A 22,151-nucleotide genomic window follows, 5' to 3' on the forward strand; every position below is an offset into this window, starting at 1 on the left:
ATGAAGCAATCCCAAACGGAGAGCGACTTCTTCGGCGACTTCGCCGAATCCTGGTGGGACGACGATTCCGCCATGAAGGGGCTCACCTCCTTCCAGCGTCCGCGCTTCGAGTACTTCGACCGATTCGTGAAGGACTGGTCGGGCAAGAAGGTTCTCGACGTCGGCTGCGGCGGTGGCTTCACCACCGAGTACCTGGCCGGGCGCGGGGCCGTGGTCAGTGGGATGGACCCGTCCGCCCGCCTGGTCGCCGCCGGCCGCACGCACGCCGAGGCGACCGGCAAGGCCATCGAGTACGCGGTCGGGCGGGCCGAGGCGCTGCCGTACCCCGACGCCACCTTCGACGTCGTCACCTGCGTGGACGTGCTCGAGCACGTCGACGATCCGGCGCTGGCGGTCCGTGAGATCGCCCGGGTGCTGCGCTCCGGCGGAATCTTCTGCTACGACACCATCAATCGCACGCTCATGGCCCGGATCGTCATGATCTGGATCCCCGAGTACCTCACCGGCATGGTGGCCCGCGGCACCCACCATCACCACCAGTTCATCAAGCCCGCGGAGCTGCGCCGCCACCTCGACGCGGCGGGCCTGACACCGCTGGCGAAGCAGCGCGGGCTGACGATTCTCGGCAAACGGCGCGACGGCAACCTGCTCATGTTCACCACCCCGGACCTGTCCGCCACCTACATCGGCGCGGCGGTGCGGTCGTGAAGGCGGTCTTCTACCGGCGCTACGGCGACGCGTCGGTCCTCGAATACGGCGAACTGCCGGTGCCCAAGATGGCGCTCGACGGGGTGCTGCTCGACGTCAAGGCGGCCTCGGTCAACCCGATCGACTGGAAGGCGCGCGAGGGCTATCTGGATCCCTTCGCCGACACCGTGTTCCCCATCGTTCCCGGCGCCGACGTATCCGGGGTGGTGCGCGAAATCGGCATCGGCGTCACCGAATTCGCCGTGGGCGACGAGGTCGTCGGCTGTGTCCGCGAGGACTATCTGAGCCGGGGTGCCTTCGCCGAGGTCATGCCCGCCCCGGTGCGAGCGCTCGCGCTCAAGCCGGCGAAGCTGGGCTGGGCCGAGGCCGCCGCCATGCCGCTGGCCGCGCTCACCTCCTACCAGGCACTGGTGCGGGTACTGGATGTGCGACGCGGCGAGACGGTGCTGGTGCACGGCGCGGCGGGCGGCGTCGGCAGCGTCGCGGTGCAGCTGGCGGTGCACCTGGGCGCACGCGTGATCGGCACGGCCAGCGACCGCAATCACGCCTTCCTGCGCGAACTGGGCGCGGAGCCGGTGAATTATGCTGTGGGACTGTCTGATTCGGTACGCACGCTCGCCCCGGACGGGGTCGACGTGCTGCTCGACGCGGTCGGCAAGCGCATTCAGCGCACAGTGCTGCCGCTGCTCGCGCCGCACGGCCGGTTCGCCTCGGTGGTCGATCCCAAGGCCCGCGAACTCGGCGGCGCCTACGTCTTCACGCGACCCGACACCGGGGATCTGCCGGTGGTGGCCGCGCTCGCGGGCAAGGGCGTGTTCCGGGTGCCGGTCGGCGCGGTCTACCCGCTGTGCGACGCCGCGCAGGCGCACTTGCTCAGTCAGGGCGGGCATGCCCGCGGAAAGGTGGTGGTCGCGGTGGACGTGGCCGCCTGTGCGGAGGAAAGACCTTACGATGAACGGTAATTCGATGCTTGCCCGCCGCACCCGGGCGCTGGTGCGGCAGGCGGCGTGGTCCCAGGCGCTGGCCCGCGTCGCGATCGGCACCGGCATGCTCACCGCACCCGGGGCCGTCGCGAAGTCCTGGTCCGGCGAGTACGACGAGGACGCGTCCTCGCTGCCGACCCGCGCGTTCGGCACCCGGGACGTGGTGATCGGGCTCGGCACGCTGTGGTCGCTGCGGCGCGGACATCCGGTGCGGCACTGGTTCGTCCTGGGCGTCGCGCTCGAACTGGTGGATGCGACAGTGACGCTCAACAAGCGCGCACGCCTCGGCCGCACCGGGCCACCGGACACCTGGGAGTTGCTCACCGCGGCCGGATTGGCGGGCGGAATTATGGTAGCCGCGGCCTTGCGCGAGTAATACCTGACCAACTCCGCTTATATCCGATCACAGCCCACACCGGGCGGGAACTGGTCATCGTGACAATCACAGTTCGGTGAAACCTGTTGTGCCGCAAGGTGCAACATACTATTTACGACACCTTGCGACGATAACTACGCCGAGGATTCTTCCCATGAATTATTTCTTACTGTCCGCCATCGGAATTTCAATCATGACGACAGCGGTTGTCTACGGGACGGATTTTTTCTGTGCCCTGGTGCTGCGCACGGCATTGGCCCGCATCGACGATCGCGCGCTGACCGCCGCCACCGGACGCATTCACGAAGTCGCCGACAAGCGCATGCCGATTCCCGGCGCCATCGGCGTGGTCGCGGCGGTCGTCGCCGCCGGGGCCGCCTTCCTGGACGGAAAGGCGGCCGCCGGCATTCTCGCCGCGGCGGCCGTGGTGGCCCTGGCCATCTGGCTCGGCATCTACGCGCGGGTCAGCGCGCCGGTCAACAAGGAACTCACCGCCGCGGTGTTGGCCGACCGGGTGCCGGTCGACGTCCGGGACATGCAACGCACCTGGGACAGCGTCATCGTGGTCCGCGCAATCCTGCAGGGAATCGCCCTGGTCGCACTATTTCTCGCGGCGCTCTCGGTGTAATCCGGTGCGCCGCACCGAAACCCTCCGACGCTTTCGCGCGTGACGGCGGGAAATGAAGGCGTGGCTTATGATTCAGTTCAAACTCCTGGGGCCCGTGCAGCTGCACGTGCACGGCAAGGTCGTGGACCTGGGCCCGCCCCGGCAGTGCAGCCTGATGGCCGCGCTGCTGGTGGATTCGGGTCGGCCGCTGTCGATCGACACCCTGATCGACCGGGTCTGGGGCGACTCCCCGCCGGCCGCAGCGCGCGACGCCGTCTACACCTACGTCGCCCGGCTGCGCGGCCTGCTCACCGAGGCCACCTCCGGCACCGGCGCGGAACCGGTCCAGGTGAACCGCGGCCCCGGCGGCTACATGCTCTCCACCCCGCCGGAGTCGGTTGACCTGTGGCACTTCATGGATCTGGTCGACCGGGCCCGCGCGACCGACATCGACGATCCCGATCGGGTCGAGCGGCTGTCGGCCGGGCTGAACCTGTGGAACGGCAGTGCCATGACGGGTCTGGACAGCGAATGGGCCCGGCGGCTCAGCGAATCCCTGCACCGGCTCAAGCACGAGGTGACCGCGGACTGGGCCGACGCGGAGATCAGGCGCGGCAATCATTCGCTGGTCATCAACCGGCTGCACACCGCGCTGCTCGAGGAGCCGCTGGCGGAAGGGTTGCAGGAGCGGCTGATTCGCGCCTACTTCCTCAATGGCGAGACCACCCAGGCGCTGCGGCAGTACGAGCTGGCGCGGCGGCTCATCGCCAACGAACTGGGCGCGGACCCGAGTCCGGGCATGCGGGATCTGCACAGCCGCATCCTGCGCGGCGACCTGCCCGAGCTGGACGCACCGGCCTACCCGCCGCTCACCGTCCGCGCCGAATCCGGCGGGCTCCGGCCGCACGCGCCGGCCGTCGCGCCCGACACGCTGCCGCTGCCTCCGCTCGGATTCAGTGGCCGGGACACCGAACTGGCGACGCTCACCGGCATGCTGACCGACGATCCCGCACCGCGGCCGGTGCTGGTGACCGGCGGCGCGGGGGTCGGCAAAACGGCGCTGGTCCTGCAAGCGGCGGACTGCCTGCGCGACCGCTTTCCCGAAGGACTGCTCTACGCCGACCTCGCCGAGGGTCCGTGCACCACCCCGGAGACGGTGCTCGGACGGCTGCTCACGGCGCTGGGCATACCGGCCGCAGCCATGCCGAAGTCCTTGGCCGAGCGGGTCAATCTGTACCGGGCACGGCTGGCGCATCGGCGGGTGCTCGTCGTTCTGGACAATGCCGCCACCGAATCCCAGGTCATCCCGCTGCTGCCCCCGGGCGGCGTCGGCACCGCCCTGATCACCAGCCGATTCGCCCTGGGGCTCACCACCGTTCGCACCTTCGTCCTGCACGAGCTGTCCCGCACCCAGGGACTGCAGATGCTGGTCGCCACCGTCGGGCGCGCCCGCGTGCTGCCCGAATGGGAGGACGCCGGGACGGTCGCCGACCACTGCTCCGGCATTCCGCTGGCCTTGCGCGCCGTCGCCTGCCGCATGACGACGCGGCCCCATTGGACCTTCGCCCACATGCTCGCCCGGATCAGCGATGAACAGCGCCGCCTCGAAGTGGTGTCGTATCAGGCGCTGGACATGCGCGCGAGCCTCGATCTCACCTTCGACCGGCTCGACCCCACCGCCGCCGGATTGTTCCGGGAACTCGGTCGCCGGATACCGGCCGGCACCGAGTTCACCGCACCGGCATCGGCCGATCTGCGCGTCGATCAGGTGGAGGACGCCCTGGACCGTCTCGTCGACGCCTACCTGCTGTCCGAGGTCGGTCGCGACGATGCCGACCGCACCCGCTACCGAATGCTCGACATCCACCGCATCTACGCCAAGAACCTCGGAGACTGACCATGTCGCGTTCCGTGCAACACACCACCCCCTACCCCTACCCGGACACCCTGTTCCATCGCGTCCTCGGCTCCCGCGACTATTGGGAGCAGCGCATTCGCGAAATCGACGGCCCCGACGCGGAATTGGCCGCCTTCGATGCCACGGACGGCCTGGCACTGGTCACCGTGAACACCGTCATCCCGGCCTCGGCGCTGCCCGGTCCGGCCGCGGCCTTCCGACCCCATGGGGTGCGCTACCACTACAGCGAGTCGTGGAACGAACCCGAGGACGGCGTGGCCCGGGGACGGATGCAGGGGCAGGTGGAAGGCATGACCATTTCGCTCTACGCCGATCTGGTGGTGCGCCGCATCGAGATCGGGTGCGAGTTCACCATGTCGGGCTCGATCGAGGCGCGAGTTCCCTTGATCGGCAGGCTGATCGAGGCCGATATGAGCAAGACGTTCGCCAGCACCGCCGCAGCCATCGACGAATTCACGATGAAGTGGCTGGAGAACGCGGAATGAACGATCCGGTGCTGATTACCGGGGCGACCTCGGGCCTCGGTCTGGAGACGGCGAAATGCCTTGCCGCAAAGGGTATTCCGTTGACCCTCGGATGCCGCGACCCGCAGCGGGCCGAGACGGCAGTTCAGCGGATCCGCGCGCACGCGCCCGAAGCCAGGATCGAATCGGTCGAACTCGAGCTGGCCTCGCTCGATTCGGTCGACGCCGCCGTGGAAGAACTGCGCCGCCGGAAGAATCCGCGACTGGGCGCGGTGGTGTGCAATGCCGGCCTCCAGATCGTGGACCGCGTGCGGACCTCCCAGGACGGCCATGAACTCACATTCGCGGTCAATCACCTCGGGCATTTCGCGCTCGTCACCGGGTGTGCCGATCTACTCGCGCCGGGCGCGCGGGTCGTCGTGGTGTCCAGCGATGTGCACCAGGGGCCCCGCAAGTCCATGGGATTCCCCGCGCCGCAATGGCGTCACCCTCGAGAGCTCGCCGACCCGGACGACCAGCGGGACTCCGGCGCGGACGGCCGAATCCGTTATGCCACCAGCAAACTCGCCAATGTCTACTTCACCTATGAGCTCGCGCGGCGTTGGCACGACCGGGGTATCACCGCCAATGCCTTCGATCCCGGGCTGATGCCGCAGACCGGGCTGTCGCGCGGCTACCCGGCTGTGGCGCGCATCGGATTCCGTTTCCTCGCACCCGTTCTCATTCAGGTCATGCCCATCGCCCGCACCGTCACCCGGTCGGCAGCAGACCTTGCCCGGCTGGTCACCGCACCCGAACTCGCCGACACCACCGGCAAATACTTCACGGGGGCGGCGGAGGTGCCCAGCGCACCGGAATCCTACGACGAGGAGCGAGCCGCCGAACTCTGGCGTGTCTCCGAAGATCTGGTCCGGACCTCACGACACGTGCCGCCGGCCGAACGGCCGTGAGCCCCATGCTGACTCGAATCGCGCTCTTCGCCTCGCGCCGCGCGCGGGCCGTCCTGGCGATGGCGGGGCTGGCCGCCGTGCTCTGCTACGCCGTCGGCTGGTCCGCGCCGATGCACCTGCAGTCCGGTGGCTTTCAAGCGCCCAACTCCGAATCCACGTGGGTGGACCACTATCTCGAACAGCATTTCCCGGGTGCCGCACCGAACGTCGTGCTGCTGCTCACCGCGCCCGACGGCATCGACGGTCCGGCCGCCACCACGGTGGGACAGCAGCTCACCGATGAACTGCGCGCCGATTCGGATCTACAAGGCGTGCAGTCGTATTGGAGCGTCGCTACCGAGACGCGGCCCGCCCTGCGCAGCAAGGATCAGCACAGCGCCGTCATCGTGGCCTTCGCGCGCGGCGATGACACCGCCGCACCCAAGGTGGCCGACGCCATCGCCAAGAAGTACGACGGAACCCGCGAAGGGGTCGAGATCCGGGCGGGCGGTGAGGCGGTCGCGCTCGCCCAGATGAGCCGCCAGGTGACCCTCGATCTGGTGCTCATCGAATCGATTGCCGTCCCACTGGCCGGTATCGCCCTGGTGCTGGTGTTCGGCAGCCTGATCGCCTCCATGCTGCCGCTGCTGGTGGGTGTAGTGACAATCGGTGCGGCACTGGCGGTCCTGCGCGGGCTGGCCGCCGTTGGGCATGTCTCGATCTTCGCGTTGAACATGACCACCGCGCTCGGGTTCGCAGTGGCGCTCGACTCCAGCCTGTTCATGGTGAGCCGGTTCCGGGAGGAGATCGCGGCGGGCGCGGACACCGTCGAGGCCGTGGTTCGCACGGTGCGCACAGCCGGGCGCACCGTGTTGTATTCCGGTCTGACCGTGGCCCTGTCGCTGTCTGCGCTGCTGGTGTTCCCGCTGTACTTCCTGCGCTCGTTCGCCTACGCGGGGCTGGCCGTGCTCGCGGCGGCGGTGTTCACCACACTGCTGGTGCTCCCGGCGGCCCTGGCAGTCATGGGTTCCCGGGTCGACGCCTGGGATGTGCGGCGGTTCCTGCGCCGCCGTCTCGGACGCCCCGACCCCGTACCCGTTCCCCTCGAAGGCGATCGCTGGTACCGCTTCGCCATGGCTGTGATGCGCCGCCCCGTGCTGTGGATCACCGCCGTCGTGGCGGTCCTGTTGCTGCTCGGATCGCCGTTCCTCACCGTGCGTTTCGGCTGGGCCGACGATCGGGTGCTCGCCTCCGGTTCCAGCCGCGATGTCGGCGACGCTTCCCGATCGGACTTCTCCGAGAACCTGACCGCGGGCATCCTGGCGATCCTGCCCGATGATCACGGCGACATCGCGGCGGTCGGCGACTACGCGAAAACGCTGTCCCGGATTCCCGATGTCACTTCGGTGCTGTCCAGTGCCGGGGCCTACGCCGGCGGATTCCAGGTGGCCGGACCACAATCCGCGCTGGCCGGGGACGCGGGCACGTATCTGCGGATCGGCACCCGCCTCGACCCGTACGCGACGGCGGCGACCACTCAACTCGACCGCCTGCGCGCGGTCCCCGCCCCGGGCCGGGTGCTCTTCGGCGGACCGGCGGCCCGCAATGCCGACTCGGTGTCCACACTGGCCCGGCGAGTTCCCCTGGCGCTGAGCATGATCGCGGTATCGATGTTCCTGGTGCTGCTGATCTTCACCCGCAGTGTGATGCTGCCGATCAAGGCATTGGCGCTGACGGTGCTGTCGCTGGCGGCCACCTTCGGCGCGATGGTGTGGATCTTCCAGGACGGGCACCTCTCGGGCGCACTGGGATTCACCTCGACCGGCTATCTGGTCCCGACCATGCCGATCCTGATGTTCTGCCTGTCCTTCGGCGTATCCATGGACTACGAGGTGTTCCTGCTGTCACGCATTCGAGAGGAGTATCTCGCCTCCGGCGCAACCGGTCGCGCCGTCGCCGTCGGGATCGCCCGCACCGCAAGGATATTCACGGCTGCGGCGGCCTTGCTGGCCATCGCCTTCGTCGGCATGGTGTTCTCCGGGGTATCGTTCGTCCAGCTCTTCGGTCTCGGACTCACCCTGGCCGTGCTGGTCGACGCAACGATCATCCGCACCATCCTGGTCCCGGCGCTCATGCAGACCATGGGCCGCCTCAACTGGTGGGCTCCGGGCCGGCGGCACCCGGAACCCGCCCTCGTCCGCGGGTAATACCCACGAACAAATGTGGGCCCGGCGTGATCGCCGGGCCCACACGGTTCGGGACTGTCGGCGGTTCAGTCGCCCTGCAGCAGGAGCCGGAACGACCGATGAGCAGGCGTCAGGGGCCGAACGGCACGAAAGTCCTTCTCATCCAAGGTCAGTATGTCGTTCGTGAGGTAGCGCTCGGCGAGCACGACAGTGACCGCATCAGCCAGGTCGAGCCGGAGACCGCGGTACTGTTCGATGATCTTCTGAGCGACCCGGAGGTCATCGCGGTCAACCTGCGGCACGAGCACCGCACCTTCCTCGGCGGAGGTGAGCAGATCGTCGAGGACGAGATCGGCTGTGCGGCGGTCTTTTCCGAACCGCGCAACGAGCAGATGATCGACCTCGTCGAGCACGAGCGGCGAGACGACGGCGACAGAGGTGGCGAGAAATTCACGAGCCCGCTCATGCAGTTCCGCGGCGCGATCATAAGCAGCGATGATGGCCGAAGTGTCGGCGATGAAGAAGCTCACTCGCCGTATGCCTCGCCCAGCAAATCCTCACTGTTAGCGGCAAACCCAGGATCACCGGAATCGAACGACGGCCACGGGCGAGTGCGACGGACCCGGTGCGACCGCAGCAGCACCAAGTCGATCCCCTCGCGGATCAAATCGGCTTCCGATCGCCCCGTGGCCTCGGCAGCCTCCTTGAGACGGGCAGCCTGCTCCGGATTCAGGTACACGCTCGTTTTGGCCTTCATGAACGTAGGGTACCGCGTAGGGCACTCATCGGGTTCGCGCAGTGCCAGAAATACAACAGAGCCACAGGTCAATGACCTGCGGCTCTGCGATGAAGTGGACCTGACGGACCAGCATACGAACCGCGCGGTGCTGGTGGACGGGCCGGACGTGATCATCCGGGCCGTGGGTACCCGACCGGTCACTGGCGGTGGTGCCCGATGACCGGCCACGACGAACACCGGGCTGCGGTTGGGTCGGCGGATGGCAGTGCGGATGGGTCAGCGTCTGCTCGGCGTCCTATAACCGCCGCCCCAAACGCCGAACACGGTGTCGGCATCCGCGCTGCTCAACACCACAATCCGAGGGTGGGGTCGAAATCCCGACTCAGTATCAATACTGAGGGTTCATCACGTGGGGGACGGCGGCACGGCCGCAGCGTGCACTGCGGCGGGCATCCCGACGCTGGTCCCTGGTTCCGACTGCTCGATCGTGACCGTCGTCTTCTCTACCTGCTGAACGAGCACAAGGTATTGACCACCGACCAGATCGCGGCGCTGGAGTTCACCTCGATCCGCCGCGCCCAAGACCGAACGCGCAAGTTGCGTGAGATGGGCATGCTGTTCGCGTTCCGCGAGTCGCTCTACGGCGGCGGCACCAGCCAAACACGCCATGCCCTCGGCTACTCCGGCGCACGCCTGATCGCTGCCGCGCGCGCCGAGAAGCCACCGACCCCAGCCGCGCACGCACTATCGCTCGAACGGCTGGCCTGCTCCCCGACCCTCAAGCATCGCTTGGGTGCCAACGGGTTCTTCGCGGCGCTGGCCGCGCACCGCAACCCTGCCGGCCACCGCGACAACGCCCACCCGGATCCGGTGACCGGATTGACCCAATGGTGGTCGGAGCGCCAGTGCACCGACTGCTTCCGCCTCGACCTGTATTCCGGGGAAACCGTCGGGTTACGCCCCGATGGGTACGGCTGCTGGGAACAGCACGACCGCACGGTGCGGTTCTTCCTCGAATACGACACCGGCACAGAGTCATTGACCACCCTGGTCGGCAAACTCGCTGTCTACCGACGCTTCCCCACCGACGAGTTCGGCATCCTGCTGTTCTCGCTGCACTCGTCCCGCCGCGAGACGACGTTACGGGCAGCGCTGCGCCGGGTGTCCAGCTACAGCCCTGGAGTCGTGATCGCCACCATCGCCCGCGACCAGCCCCATTCCGACGGCCCTGCGGGCCCGGTCTGGGCACTGTGGACGCCCGAGAACGACAATGCCACCCAGCGGCTCCATTTGGCCGACTTACCAGAACGTGGCCCCCGCATCGCCCATCACACCAGTACCGGTCAGCCCTACAATGAAGCGGCCTTCGACGTCGACACACCGGACGTCCGCGCCATTCTCGACTCGAACCGGGCGAGAGCTGGCATGACGGATTTGACCGCGGGCTCCGATCCTTCAGAGCCGATCATCTTCCAGACCGATTCCTGAGAATTTCGTGTCCACAGAATCGATTCGAGTCCAGATTGAGCTCACGACGCGCGCAACCGGCACGCACTCGCGAGCGCGTACGGACCGCCCGTGGACACGCCAAGCACTACAAACCCTCAAGGTGGAACCGAACCGGACACGGCAGCGCCATGCCGATGCGGACGGCCCACTCTTCGGGTACGCGCATCTCCACGTCCCCGCAGTTCAGGCCAGTAATAATGACTTCGGCAGGGAAGACAGACCATGCCACTTTAGAATCAGACCCGGTTGTATCAGCTTCTAACATCGTTCTGCCCCAACATATTTGATAGCCTCGGACGACACCGGACAGATTGGGAAGGCAGCATTGGAGATGCGATGTCGTCTGTAGCGCGGGCGAACATGACGAGGCTCATCGATGATGCGCGATCTCTTGGAGAGACTGGCAAAGGCTCGCCTAACGGCGTAGCACTTCGTGCTGCATTGATCGTGTTGATGACAGCCTGGGAGACGTACATCGAGGATGTCTGCCTGGAGGCTTTCGACCATATGATGTCGTCGGTTCGAGATCCGACCAATCTGCCTCACGAACTCCGAGCGAAGGTGGCTAAGGCCCACAAGAACCCTTGGGCCTTAGCCGGACATGCGTGGCGGGAGGCCGCGCGCAACGAAGTATCGCGAGAAGTCGCTAGCCTCAACACCCCCAACAGTTCGAAGGTCGACGAGCTGGTCTGCCTGTCCACCGGAATTCAGGGAGCTCTCGGTCAGTGCGCCTGGGCCAACATGTCAGCTGAGAAGCTCGCCGACTACCTCGACGAGTTCACCCAAATTCGTGGGGAAATCGTTCACAAAGGCCACGCTCCGGGCGACTTGGACGTCAAGGGTGTCCGTTTGTGGTGTGAGTGGATCGTCCGCCTCGCAGACCGGCTCGATGACGTCATTTGGAGACACCTCGGGAACCTGTCTAACCGAGACGAAGACGAAACCTAGTGTCGTGCAGTTGATTCGAGTGGCACGCCACGTGGCGGCGCTTCTGCCCACGTCCGCGCCAGTTGTTGTCGGAAGAGAACAGTAGGCTCTGGGAGAGACCAGGCCGGAACATGCAGGACACGAACCGCGCGGTGCTGGCGACTGGTGTCTACCACACGATGAGAACGAGAGGCTCTTCCTTGGCGAAGCTCACCTTGCCGCAGCTTGAGCGGCATTTGTTCGGGGCCGCTGACATCCTCCGCGGCAAGATGGATGCCTCGGAGTTCAAGGAGTACATCTTCGGGATGCTGTTCCTGAAGCGCGCCTCTGACCAGTTCGACGCGGCCCGTGAAGAGTCCATCGAGACGTGGGTGGCGCAAGGCAGAACCCAGCAAGAAGCCGAGGGCATGGCGGACATGCCCAACTTCTATCGGGGCGACAAATTCTTCGTGCCGATGGAAGCCCGTTGGCGGCAGATCAGGAAAGACTCACGTCAAAAGAACGTCGGACAAAGGCTCAACACGGCTCTGGCCGCGCTGGAGCAGCAGAACATCGAGGCATTAGAAGGTGTGCTTGAGCACATCGATTTCACTCGCAAAGTCGGTCAATCAACTATCCCTGATAAACGGCTACAACAGCTCATCGACCACTTCTCTCAAGTACGGCTGCGTAACGAAGACTTCGAGTTCCCCGACCTGCTTGGGGCGGCCTACGAATACCTGATCGCCGAGTTCGCCGACTCGGCGGGCAAGAAAGGGGGAGAGTTCTACACCCCCCGAGGCGTGGTCCGGATGATGGTCCGACTCGTGAAACCGGAATCGGGCCAAGCCATTTACGATCCGTGTTCAGGTTCGGGCGGCATGCTCATCCACGCGAAAGAGTACATCGACGAGCACGGCCTGGATCCCAGCGACTTGACCCTGGCAGGGCAGGAGTACAACGGTGGAACCTGGGCTATGTCGAAGATGAACATGATCCTCCATGGCGTACTCAACGCGAAGTTGGAGAATGACGACACACTAACGGAGCCGAAGCACATCAAGAACGGCGAGCTCGAACGGTTCGACCGGATCCTTACCAATCCGCCATTCTCGCTGAACTATTCCGCAGCAGATATGAAGCACAGAGAGCGCTTCAAGTACGGTTTCGCTCCTGAGACAGGCAAGAAGGCGGATCTCATGTTCGCCCAGCATGTGCTCGCCGTGCTTACCCCGGACGGGATCGGCGCCACGGTTCTGCCGCACGGCGTGCTTTTTCGCGGTGGCAAGGAGAAGGAGATCCGGAAAGGCATCGTTGAGGACGACCGTTTGGAAGCAATAATTAGCCTGGCGCCCAACCTGTTCTACGGGACTGGTATTCCAGCTTGCATCCTTCTGTTGCGTGGCACCACCGTCCGCCCAGTGAATCGGCGACACAGGGTGCTGTTCATCAACGCCGATCGAGAGTTCACTCCCGGCCGAGCACAGAACTATCTTGACCCGCAGCACGCCGAGAAGATCGTCGAGGCATACGAGGAGTACTGCTCCGATGAGCACTTCCGTGGTATTCCCGGCTTTGCCAGGGTTGTCGACTTGAAGGACCTGCGCGCAAACGACTTCAATCTCAATATCCGACGCTATGTCGACAACACACCCGAGCCCGAGCCCCATGACGTCCGTGCCCACCTTCATGGCGGTGTACCGAAATCCGAGGTCGCAGCGAAGGCTCGCCTTTTCCAGGTGTTTGGCATCGACCCGGCGGCACTTTTCGTAGAGCGGGACACAGAGTACTACGACTTCCTTCCCGACGGGTGGAGCGCGACGGTCGAGCGTCTCCCGTCTCTTGCCGCACCGGCAGAGGCGCGCTTGCATGGCACGTTCTCCGACTGGTGGATGCGCCACAGCAAGCGGCTGATCGAGCTGCCCGACACCCACAAAGTCATGGAGGTTCGAGCCGAACTTCTCGACTCCTTCGTCAACGAGCTTCAGCCGCTCGGTGTCCTTGACCGATTCGACCTTGCGGGTGTAGTCGCGGCATGGTGGGGTGAAGCCCAGTTCGACATAAAGTCTCTCGGCCTCAATAACTTTCGAGGTGCCGTCGAGGGCTGGTTGACCACTATCGAGTCAGCGTTCGAACTGAACGAAGAAGAGGTCGAGTACTGGGATAAACAGAAGATCGCCGCGGAGAAGCGCAAGGCCCGCGACCACCGAGTCGTCCCGGCACTCATCCCCGATTACGTAATGGAACTAGAGGAAGCTGAGTCCGCGTACGCCGAGCTGAATGCCAAATACAAAGCGGCAACGACAAGGTCTTCCGAAGACGGCGATGAGAGCGATGACTTCGAAGAGGACCGACCTACCGAGATTGAACTAAAGGCGTTGAAAGCCCGCATGACTGACGCCCGGAGGAAAGTCAATGCACTGGAGTACGACTTCCTCCCGCGTCTCCGTCTAGCAGTTGTTGCTCTCGACGATGACTCATGCCGTGACCTCGTCCTAGAAGTTCTCCGCTCGCAGATCGCATCGCGTCTCGAATCTCGTACGCTTGCCGCCCGCCGACTCTTCGAGTCCGCTTTCCTTATGTGGGTCGAGAAGTATGCGGTTACGTTGCGGGACCTTGAGGTTCAGCGCGAGAGCATCGCCACCCGGATGAACGTCTACCTTGAGGAGCTCGGCTATGCCTGATCTGCCTACAGGGTGGAAGCCGATTCGACTTTCGGATGCTGGCACCTGGCTTTCCGGAGGAACGCCCACGACTGACGAGCCACGATTTTGGGGCGGGGAGATGCCGTGGATCAGTGCCTCCAGTATGAAAGACTTCTTAATCCGCGACTCTGACCGGAAGCTCACCAAGAGTGGAGCGACTGCAGGTACCCAGATTATTGACAAGGGTACAGTGCTGTTCGTCGTTCGAGGCATGAGTCTGAAAAAGGAGTTCCGCGTCGGTGTGGCCCAGCGAGAATTGACCTTTGGGCAAGATTGTAAGGCAATCATCCCAAGCCACGGCATCGACGGAACTTTTCTTGCGTTGGCATTAAAGGCACGCGGCAGCGAAATTCTGAGCATGGTCGACGAGGCGGGCCATGGAACTGGTCGACTACCGACCGATTTGATCTCCAATCTGGAAGTTTTCATTCCGCCACCAGCGGAACAGCGGAGAATCGTTGAGATTATCGAAACCCTCGATTCTCAGATTGACGAAATATCCAAAGCTACACGCAAGCTGGCCATGCTCAAGTTGGGTATTACTGAGCACGCCTTCGCGGAACTTCCCCTGAGCCTTAGGCTTGGCCAGCTAATCATTGGCACTCCAAAGAATGGGATTTACAAACCCTCATCGTACTATGGCGACAGTGGAGCTCCGATCATTCGGATCGATAGCTTTCACCAGGGAAAGATTAAGCCACTTTCGTCACTTCTCCGATTGCGCCTATCAGCTCAAGAGGTCAATGAGTATCGGGTTGAAACAGATGATATCGTCGTCAATCGAGTCAACAGTATTGACTATGTCGGCAAGTCTGCCATTGTGCCCAGATACTCCGAGCCGGTAACTTTCGAATCGAATATGATGCGTTGTCGCATCGATCAAGAGATCACATCTGCGAAATTCGTCGCACTATGGCTGGGAACCGCCAGGGCGATGCGTTATTTTCGGAGTTGCGCAAAGAGCGCAATTGCTCAAGCGAGCATTAATCAGCTCGATGTGGGTTCTTGTCCTGTACCTGAGGCCGATCGGAACGCGCAGGAAAAGATTGTGAGCCTCGTCTCCGATCTGAATTTTCAGGAAGAGGTCAGAAATCAGGAGCATCGACATCTAGTCATGCTCAAGCAGGGCCTCATGGAGGACTTGCTAACCGGAAGGGTGCGTTCTTTGGAGGCTTTACATGCCTTCGAAGATACTCAGGCCATTCCGGGGGTACGAAGCCGGAACTAAATTGTTTCTAGTAGTCGAACTTGTTCGACAATTCGCCGAGGGGAGTCGGTCTGTGACCGATTACGAGTACACATTGGTTGAGCGACCATTGGTCGAACAACTCAAGGGAATGGGCTGGCGGCACTTGGAGGGCCTTAAAGAAGGGGAAGTTTTGCCTACCGTCCCCTCCATGTCGGCACGACATTCCTTCGACGAAGTGATCCTTGAGAGTGAACTCAAGAAGGCGATTAAGCGGATTAATGGAGATTGGCTGGACGACCAGAAAATCGACCAAGCGCTCAATGCTCTGACCCGCGTATCGGCGAACAACCTGATGGAAGCCAATAAGCAGACCACCGAGCTACTGATAAACGGCATTTCTCTCGAGGATTCGGCGAGCGGCAAGTCGCGGATTGTCCACTACATCGACTGGCAGAGCGGAAATAACGACTATATCGCGATCAACCAATTTCGAGTAGATATCCCCGGCACCAGCGGTAGACGGCAAATCATTCCCGACATCGCGCTTTTCGTAAATGGTATTCCGCTGGTCGTCATCGAGTGCAAGAAAACCACTGAGAGCAACTTGAACGTGGCGGTCAATCAAATCCGCCGATACTCCGATGGCATTGCCGGAAACTCGAAGCTTTTTCACTCGGTCCAGCTCACTGCGGTAACCAGCGGCGAAGACGCGAAGATCGGCAGCTTCACGGCCAAAATGGAGCACTATGTCCCATGGCGTGACCCCTACCCGCTGACTAAGGCGCAGCTCGCCGAGCATCTGGATAAAGGCGAGGAACAACTAAGCAGGCAGGAGATCCTCGTCGCGGGTGCGCTTGAGCCAGCCAACCTGCTAAATATCGTTCACAATTTCGTTACCTTCATGACTACCGACGAGGGCGTTACTGTAAAGGTAGCGCCACGTTACCAGCAGTTTCGGGCGGTAGAGCGAACAGTGGACCGGCTGCTGAACGGCGAACCTGGCCGCAAGGGCGGGATCATCTGGCACACTCAAGGTTCTGGCAAAAGCCTGACCATGACCTTTCTGGTTCGGCGGCTGCGCTCGATCCCCGAGTTGGCCCACTACAAAGTGGTTGTAATCACTGATCGAACCCAGCTGCAGACCCAGCTCAGTGAAACGATGCAGCTCAGCAACGAGAAGCTTGATATTGCGAAGAACAGCGCTCGTGCAAGAACACTGCTCGGTCGCGAAGGTCCCGGTCTGGTCTTCGTAATGGTCCAGAAGAATAAGAATGGCGAGCCGGTGGATCAATACCACATGGGTGAGGTCAACGCTGACGAATCGATCGTGGTGCTGATAGACGAAGTGCACCGTTCGCACGCCTCTACGCTGGGCGCAAACCTTCGTCAAGCATTGCCGAATGCGGCTCGCGTTGGCTTTACCGGTACACCAATCATGACCAAGAAGGGTCGGCGGAAGACAAGCGTCGAGCTGTTCGGTTCCTTTATCGACACCTATCGCCTGCGAGACGCCGAGGAGGACGGCGTGATCGTCCCAATCATTTACGAAGGATTCAAAGTCAAGGGTGCGCTCCGGGACGAGCAGGACATGGACGAGCTCTTCGAGGAGGAGTTCGAAGAGTTGACAGACGAGGAGCGGCAGCAGCTTCAGGCTCGATGGGCGACGAAGGGGCGGGTCTCGGCGGCCCAGAAGCTAGTCGACACCAAGGCCAAGCACATGCTTCGGCACTATGTGGACAAGGTGCTACCTGAGGGCTTCAAGGCGCAGGTTGTCGCCCATGATCGAGAGACTACGGTCCGCTACCGCGAAGCGCTGATACAGGCTCGGGACGAGTTGGTACGCGATATTGAGATGTTGCCGCCACACCTACTCGCTCGAAGCATAGATGAGCTCAAGCCGCGACAGGCGCAGCTGGTCAACGCCCACAGGCACCTCGACCTTATCGAGCGTATGGACTTTGTACCGGTGATCTCCAAGGGGAACTCTGAACATGAGGACCGCTATGCTGAATGGACCGATGACGCAAAGCAAAAGCTCCGAATCGATGGCTTCACCCAATGCTTTGGCGAAAATGACATTGCCTTCGTCATCGTTCAGTCGATGCTCCTAACCGGCTTCGACGCGCCGATCGAACAGGTAATGTACCTCGATCGCCGATTGGAGATGCACGATCTACTTCAGGCTGTCGCACGGGTAAACCGGACCGCCGATGGCAAGACCTGCGGGTACGTTGTCGACTATCGGGGTTTGGCGCAAAATCTAGTGGACGCGCTCAGGGTCTATGCCGACGAGGGCTTCGAGGTCGATGAGAGAGAGGACGTGACTGGTGCGCTCCGCGGGCTCAACACTGAGATCGCCAAACTCGATCCGCAGCAGCAGCGATTGCGCATGATGTTTCAGGACCATACCGACATCGAAAGATGCGTTCAGGAACTTGATGACCCGCAGCTGCGGGACCAGTTCAACGTCGAGCTCGCCAGGTTCGCGCGGACCATCAACGCCGTTCTGCCGGACTCGGCGGTCACTCCTTACTTGGAGGACGCCAAACGATTTTCGGTGATCCGGCAGACCGCAAACCGACGGTATAGGGTCGATGGTGGTGAGGCCGATCCAGGTGACTATGGCCAGAAGATTAAGCTCCTCATCGACGAGCACGTCATTTCGCTCGGAATAGAACAGCAGCTTCCTCCGATAGCGCTGACTGCGGCCAACTTCGCCACCAAGGTAGAGGCGATGACCGGTGGCTCACGAGCGAAGGCCTCTGAGATGGAGCACGCACTCCGATACCACATCACCGTCCATGCCAACCAGGATCCAGCCCGCTATCAGCTCCTCAGCGAGCGACTAGACCAGATCCTGACCGAGCTGAAGGACGACTGGGACGCTCAGCTGTCGGCCTTCAAAGTCTTGATGGCGGATGTGGTGGAAGATCGGAGGGACAATCCTCACAATCTCAGCCCGGCCCAGTTCGCCATCTATGGTCTTCTTGTCCAGGAACTGGCTACCTCGCCTGACGAAATTTACGAAAAGCGTTTCGTAAATGCCACCCGCGAAATCGTGGCCCTGGCTAGCCGTACCATCCATCGCCGGGACTTCTGGGATAAGCGTTCCGATATCGCCGATTTCCGTAGCGAGATTTTTGAAATTCTGGCTATGAACGATGTCGGCGATCTCAAACAATTAGAGCAACTAGCAGCGAAGGTGAGTGACGCCATCAAGAACAATCACGCAGCGATCCCCAAGTTCTGATCCGGCATGGTGATCGCGAGTTTCTGCCCCGAAGTCCTGCAGGTCGGCGACCTGGAGGTCTCTGTCTCTGTGAGCAACAATCGCAAGAACATTCGCCTCACCGTCGAACGGGACAGCTCGGTCAGCGCCGTCATACCACCGCAGATCTCTACCGCAGAACTAACCAAGCTGGTGGAGGCCAAACGGTCCTGGTTGTACCGGAAACTTGCTGAGAAGCGAGAGTTGGGCGAAGCCCCGCCAGAGAAGAAGTTCGTCTCTGGCGAAGGCTTCCATTATCTGGGGCGCTCCTACCGGCTTCGTTTCGTGCCAGAGGGGGAGGTCCGCTTGATCCGGGGCCGGTTCGAGCTACCTGAAGGCAGTGGCGCCAAAGAGCTCGTTAACTGGTATCGCCGGGTCGGCGACCCATGGCTTACCCATCGGGTCAGGCGGTGGGAGGTTCAGATGGGGGTCGAAGTATCTGGGCTTCGTGTGCGTCAGCTTGGCTACCGATGGGGCTCATGCTCAAATGGCGGCCAAGTCAACATTCACTGGGCAACCATGCAACTCCCACCGAGTCTGGTTGACTATGTGCTCGTCCATGAGCTGGCCCACCTCAAGCGTCCAGACCACAGTGCGAAGTTCTGGCACATCGTTGAACAGGCTATTCCTTGCCACCAGGACCTTCGGCAACGGCTTCGCCGCATCGGGGACGACCTCTGGCTGCCAGGAGAGATTCACTAGCAGCTACCAATTGTCGTGGCGGGCACCTCCCGGGGACCGACTACACCGACGCGCCGCAGGCACGCGGCTACCGTCAGCCAGCCAGACCACTGATACCCACTCGCTGACTCAGTTCGCGGACGTCGGTGCGCATGCCCGTCGGTGGCTTCTTCAGTAAGTCGCGGAGCATGTCTCGGGCGAATCCGTTGTAGCGGATCGTTTCGGGCGCAGTCTGTTCCGACTTCGCCAGTATCGCGAGTGCTGCGGTGTCCTCGTCGCGTTGCATGTAGGCGCGGGCAACTTCGATGAGGTGACGGCCGCGGCGAGGCACGGACACGATGTGGTCGGCGTCGATGGAGCGGGCGGCACGCAAAGCTTCCCCGGACTGGCGCAGTTCCACGCCAAGAGTTGTCGCGTGCGCGGCCATCACCGGCTGGGAGAAGCTGGTCTGCACGTGCCGATAGGTCGGGCCGAGTTGTTGGGCGATGCGGTCGGCCTGTTCGAGGCCGTGCCAGGCGTCGCCAGAGCGGCCGCGCCGGCCATGGACGTAGGCGATCTCGAATTCCAGGGCTCCGGCGATGCCGTGCCAATCGTCTGGGGTTTCTGTGCGGTCGAGGTAGGGGGTGATTTGGTCGATCGCGTTGCGGGCCAGCGCGATTGCTTCCTCCCACCGCCCGGAGTCGCGTAAGGCTTGCACCATCGCCCAGGCGCTGCACGCGATCACGTACGGGTCGTCGGCCTCGTAGCCTTCGTTCACCGCGCGGTCGGCCACCATCCACACCAGCTCGGGCGCGGGCTGGTACGCGACATAGAAATCGGCCAGCTGGTAGACACCGGCCAGGGTCCGGCGTGCAGCGCGGCGATCTTCGGCAGTACGTGCGGCAGTTTGGGCGTCGCGGATCAGCCCCGGCAGCAGTGCGCCGAGCTGTGAGCGGTGGTCCGGGCTGGAATGGCGGATCCGCCACGCCTTGCGCAGCCGCTCGTCAAGATGATCGACACTGACCGGTCGGGCGCTGGGGGTTATGCGGTAGTCGGTCAGCGCGGCCTGTACCTCGGAGAGGGCCGCGTGCCGCTCACCCGCGAACACCGTCACCGGGACAGCGTGATCGTCTCCGGTGAGCGTGGCCAGGTCGTCCAAATCCAGGACACGAGCTATGCGCAACAATAATTCGAGGCTCGGCGTCCGCTGAATCCTGCCGTTCTCCAAGGCCTTCAGCCATTCGGCAGACCGGCCGATCTGCGCGGCCAGTACCGGCCGCGCCATTCCGACACGTTCACGGTGCAGTCGAACCCGCGCACCGATCTGCGAGGGACCTTCGGAACCACTCACGGGGACCACCTCCTGGTCGCACTGTGACGACAATCGCCAGCGTAACGGCATTGGGGGTACGTTCGTACCCGTTCACGGCGTCGGCCGGGCATACGTTCCACATTGCCCCGACGTCGGTTCGATCACCAGTCCCCGGCGCCGGGTGCACTCCAACACCGTTCCAGGGACATGGAGAACACCCGACATGGAAATCATCGTTGCCGCCACCATCATCGCGCTAGTGCTGTTTTTCCTCGCCGCCCACGCGCTGCCGGACTTCGAACGCACGCAGCGGCCGAAGCGGCTGACCGTCGCCGACATTCAAGCGCGCCTGGCGGCCGAACCACCACGCCCATATCTACCGATCAGCAGGGGGTGGTGAGCGATGGCGTTCACCGAACCCGAGGCGAAAGTCCTTGGCGCACTGTCGAACCTCGACCCGCCGCACACGCTGACCGTGCGGCAACTCTGCCGCGCGACCCTACTGCCGGAGACCTCGGTCCACCGGGCGCTGCTGCGACTGGCGCGCACCGGGCTGGCGATGAGCACCCTGCAAGGCCCAGCACAGTGGCGCTGCACGGACCGTGGACGTCTCGCGATCACCCGGCCGGTGTACCGCGACTACGCAGGGATCCGACCATGAGCAACTACGTGATCGGATTCCTACGACCGGCCGTGTCCGGCGACGGATGGGGTGAAGACGAGGCGCGGATCCACGCGCTTGCCGCGGAGCGCGGGTGGTCGGTGATCCTGGTGTACTACGGCGACCCGGACCGACCCGGCGGCGCGGTGATCAACCGCCTGATGAACCTCGCCTACAGCGAGCACGCCAACGGCGTGATCGCGCCGAGCGCAGACCATTTCGAACCCGACGACATCCCAGCACTCGTCAAGATCACCGACGTGATCTGCACAGACACCGATACCAAATACACCACCGCCAGTAACGACGGACAGGACCAGACCGGGCTGGTCAACCGGCGATAGGCGTGTCACCCACCGCCGTGACCACATCCAAAGCGCCCCAGGGACAAGACAATCGCCCCTGGGGCGCTCTCCTGCGGCGACACCGATCGTTATTGAACCGTTTCGCACTGAAATGTCGAAATCGGGCCCCTTCTTGGCAGTTAACAGGCGCGACACCCCTATATGCCGGAACCCAGCGGATCCCGTGATTGATGCCGAACTTTGACCACGGAACACGGAATTGCATCAATTCCGGCCTCATACGCGGATAAACGCGGGTTCTCCTGCCAGTACAGGGTGACGCCACTCCAAACGCCGAACATCCCACAGGAGCCCCGATGGAACGTCCCGAAACCGGAAAACACGCCCCGACCGGTACAGAACCCGCCAAGCCGCCTGCTCGTGACCGCGCCCGCCAACGCTGGCACATCGACCGAGTCGACACCGAAGCGCTCACCGCCACCCAACACGACCATGCCGTCACCCTCCTCGCTGACCTTCTCACCGCATGGATCCACCGTCACCACCCCGACAACGGCGAACGGAATGCCGCATGAAACGCCGCGACCGAAATAGCCGCCACACCAATGCATTCGAAAACCGATCGAGGGACAATAGGACCGGTGACATACCGGATCGAATCCCGCACCCGAATTCCGTGCCGTCACAGGTTGTTTCGGATATCCACCTTTGCGAGAAGCGTGTATC

21 protein-coding genes are annotated in these 22,151 nt (G+C 63.1%); 18 read left to right on the forward strand and 3 right to left on the reverse strand.

The window, feature by feature from the left end; translation table 11 throughout:
• The 8 genes from ubiG (at position 1) to ABZ909_RS15775 (ending at position 8,192) form a co-directional block, all read left to right on the forward strand.
• On the forward strand, positions 1-708 hold the full coding sequence (gene ubiG, locus ABZ909_RS15740) for a bifunctional 2-polyprenyl-6-hydroxyphenol methylase/3-demethylubiquinol 3-O-methyltransferase UbiG (protein ID WP_356999535.1): 708 nt from the start codon (positions 1-3) through the stop codon (positions 706-708).
• Positions 705-1,670, forward strand: a complete 966-nt coding sequence (locus tag ABZ909_RS15745) for an NADP-dependent oxidoreductase (RefSeq protein ID WP_356999538.1) — start codon at positions 705-707, stop codon at positions 1,668-1,670. Before ubiG ends, ABZ909_RS15745 begins: the two co-directional genes overlap by 4 nt.
• Complete coding sequence (locus tag ABZ909_RS15750) at positions 1,660-2,067, forward strand: hypothetical protein (RefSeq protein ID WP_356999540.1); 408 nt, start codon at positions 1,660-1,662, stop codon at positions 2,065-2,067. Before ABZ909_RS15745 ends, ABZ909_RS15750 begins: the two co-directional genes overlap by 11 nt.
• A gap of 193 nt (positions 2,068-2,260) precedes the next feature.
• On the forward strand, positions 2,261-2,695 hold the full coding sequence (locus ABZ909_RS15755; protein ID WP_356999542.1) for a DUF1772 domain-containing protein: 435 nt from the start codon (positions 2,261-2,263) through the stop codon (positions 2,693-2,695).
• 67 nt (positions 2,696-2,762) lie between these two features.
• A complete protein-coding gene (locus ABZ909_RS15760) occupies positions 2,763-4,571 on the forward strand; it encodes a BTAD domain-containing putative transcriptional regulator (RefSeq protein ID WP_356999545.1) in 1,809 nt (602 codons plus the stop codon).
• 2 nt (positions 4,572-4,573) lie between these two features.
• Positions 4,574-5,077 (forward strand): DUF2505 domain-containing protein, encoded by a 504-nt coding sequence (locus ABZ909_RS15765; protein ID WP_356999547.1) that lies wholly within the window; start codon positions 4,574-4,576, stop codon positions 5,075-5,077.
• Entirely contained in the window at positions 5,074-6,006 is a 933-nt protein-coding gene (locus tag ABZ909_RS15770; protein ID WP_356999549.1) for an SDR family NAD(P)-dependent oxidoreductase, read from the forward strand. The genes ABZ909_RS15765 and ABZ909_RS15770 overlap by 4 nt, the downstream gene beginning before the upstream one ends.
• A gap of 5 nt (positions 6,007-6,011) precedes the next feature.
• Entirely contained in the window at positions 6,012-8,192 is a 2,181-nt protein-coding gene (locus ABZ909_RS15775; RefSeq protein ID WP_356999552.1) for an MMPL family transporter, read from the forward strand.
• Between the two features lie 65 nt (positions 8,193-8,257).
• On the opposite strand, the gene ABZ909_RS15780 is transcribed toward ABZ909_RS15775, so the two are convergent.
• Both ABZ909_RS15780 and ABZ909_RS15785 read right to left on the reverse strand, forming a co-directional pair.
• Positions 8,258-8,701, reverse strand: coding sequence for a PIN domain-containing protein (locus ABZ909_RS15780; RefSeq protein WP_356999554.1), 444 nt, complete (start codon positions 8,699-8,701; stop codon positions 8,258-8,260).
• Entirely contained in the window at positions 8,698-8,928 is a 231-nt protein-coding gene (locus ABZ909_RS15785) for a ribbon-helix-helix domain-containing protein (protein ID WP_356999556.1), read from the reverse strand. The genes ABZ909_RS15780 and ABZ909_RS15785 overlap by 4 nt, the downstream gene beginning before the upstream one ends.
• Before the next feature lie 198 nt (positions 8,929-9,126).
• On the opposite strand from ABZ909_RS15785, the gene ABZ909_RS15790 reads away from it, so the two are divergent.
• The 6 genes from ABZ909_RS15790 (at position 9,127) to ABZ909_RS15815 (ending at position 19,189) form a co-directional block, all read left to right on the forward strand.
• Positions 9,127-10,398, forward strand: coding sequence for a replication-relaxation family protein (locus ABZ909_RS15790; protein WP_356999559.1), 1,272 nt, complete (start codon positions 9,127-9,129; stop codon positions 10,396-10,398).
• Positions 10,399-10,779: 381 nt separating this feature from the next.
• On the forward strand, positions 10,780-11,367 hold the full coding sequence (locus tag ABZ909_RS15795) for a HEPN domain-containing protein (protein ID WP_356999561.1): 588 nt from the start codon (positions 10,780-10,782) through the stop codon (positions 11,365-11,367).
• 179 nt (positions 11,368-11,546) lie between these two features.
• Entirely contained in the window at positions 11,547-14,009 is a 2,463-nt protein-coding gene (locus ABZ909_RS15800; protein WP_356999564.1) for a class I SAM-dependent DNA methyltransferase, read from the forward strand.
• Complete coding sequence (locus ABZ909_RS15805) at positions 14,002-15,258, forward strand: restriction endonuclease subunit S (RefSeq protein ID WP_356999567.1); 1,257 nt, start codon at positions 14,002-14,004, stop codon at positions 15,256-15,258. The genes ABZ909_RS15800 and ABZ909_RS15805 overlap by 8 nt, the downstream gene beginning before the upstream one ends.
• Before the next feature lie 52 nt (positions 15,259-15,310).
• Entirely contained in the window at positions 15,311-18,469 is a 3,159-nt protein-coding gene (locus ABZ909_RS15810) for an HsdR family type I site-specific deoxyribonuclease (protein ID WP_356999569.1), read from the forward strand.
• 6 nt (positions 18,470-18,475) lie between these two features.
• A complete protein-coding gene (locus tag ABZ909_RS15815) occupies positions 18,476-19,189 on the forward strand; it encodes a SprT family zinc-dependent metalloprotease (RefSeq protein WP_356999571.1) in 714 nt (237 codons plus the stop codon).
• Positions 19,190-19,262: 73 nt separating this feature from the next.
• Here the strand turns inward: ABZ909_RS15815 and ABZ909_RS15820 are convergent, their stop codons facing one another.
• Entirely contained in the window at positions 19,263-20,507 is a 1,245-nt protein-coding gene (locus ABZ909_RS15820; RefSeq protein WP_356999573.1) for a helix-turn-helix transcriptional regulator, read from the reverse strand.
• A 175-nt stretch (positions 20,508-20,682) separates the two neighbouring features.
• Between ABZ909_RS15820 and ABZ909_RS15825 the strand changes: the two genes are divergently transcribed.
• From ABZ909_RS15825 to ABZ909_RS15840, 4 genes are all read left to right on the forward strand, one after another.
• Positions 20,683-20,859, forward strand: a complete 177-nt coding sequence (locus tag ABZ909_RS15825; protein WP_356999576.1) for a hypothetical protein — start codon at positions 20,683-20,685, stop codon at positions 20,857-20,859.
• Positions 20,860-20,862: 3 nt separating this feature from the next.
• Entirely contained in the window at positions 20,863-21,120 is a 258-nt protein-coding gene (locus ABZ909_RS15830; protein ID WP_356999578.1) for a MarR family transcriptional regulator, read from the forward strand.
• Positions 21,117-21,464: a hypothetical protein gene (locus tag ABZ909_RS15835; protein ID WP_356999581.1), complete on the forward strand. Its 348-nt coding sequence runs from the start codon at positions 21,117-21,119 to the stop codon at positions 21,462-21,464. The genes ABZ909_RS15830 and ABZ909_RS15835 overlap by 4 nt, the downstream gene beginning before the upstream one ends.
• A gap of 317 nt (positions 21,465-21,781) precedes the next feature.
• Complete coding sequence (locus ABZ909_RS15840) at positions 21,782-22,000, forward strand: hypothetical protein (protein ID WP_356999584.1); 219 nt, start codon at positions 21,782-21,784, stop codon at positions 21,998-22,000.
• Positions 22,001-22,151 lie beyond the last annotated feature (151 nt).

The sequence above is a fragment of the Nocardia sp. NPDC046763 genome (genome assembly GCF_040645495.1).
GTDB lineage: Bacteria > Actinomycetota > Actinomycetes > Mycobacteriales > Mycobacteriaceae > Nocardia.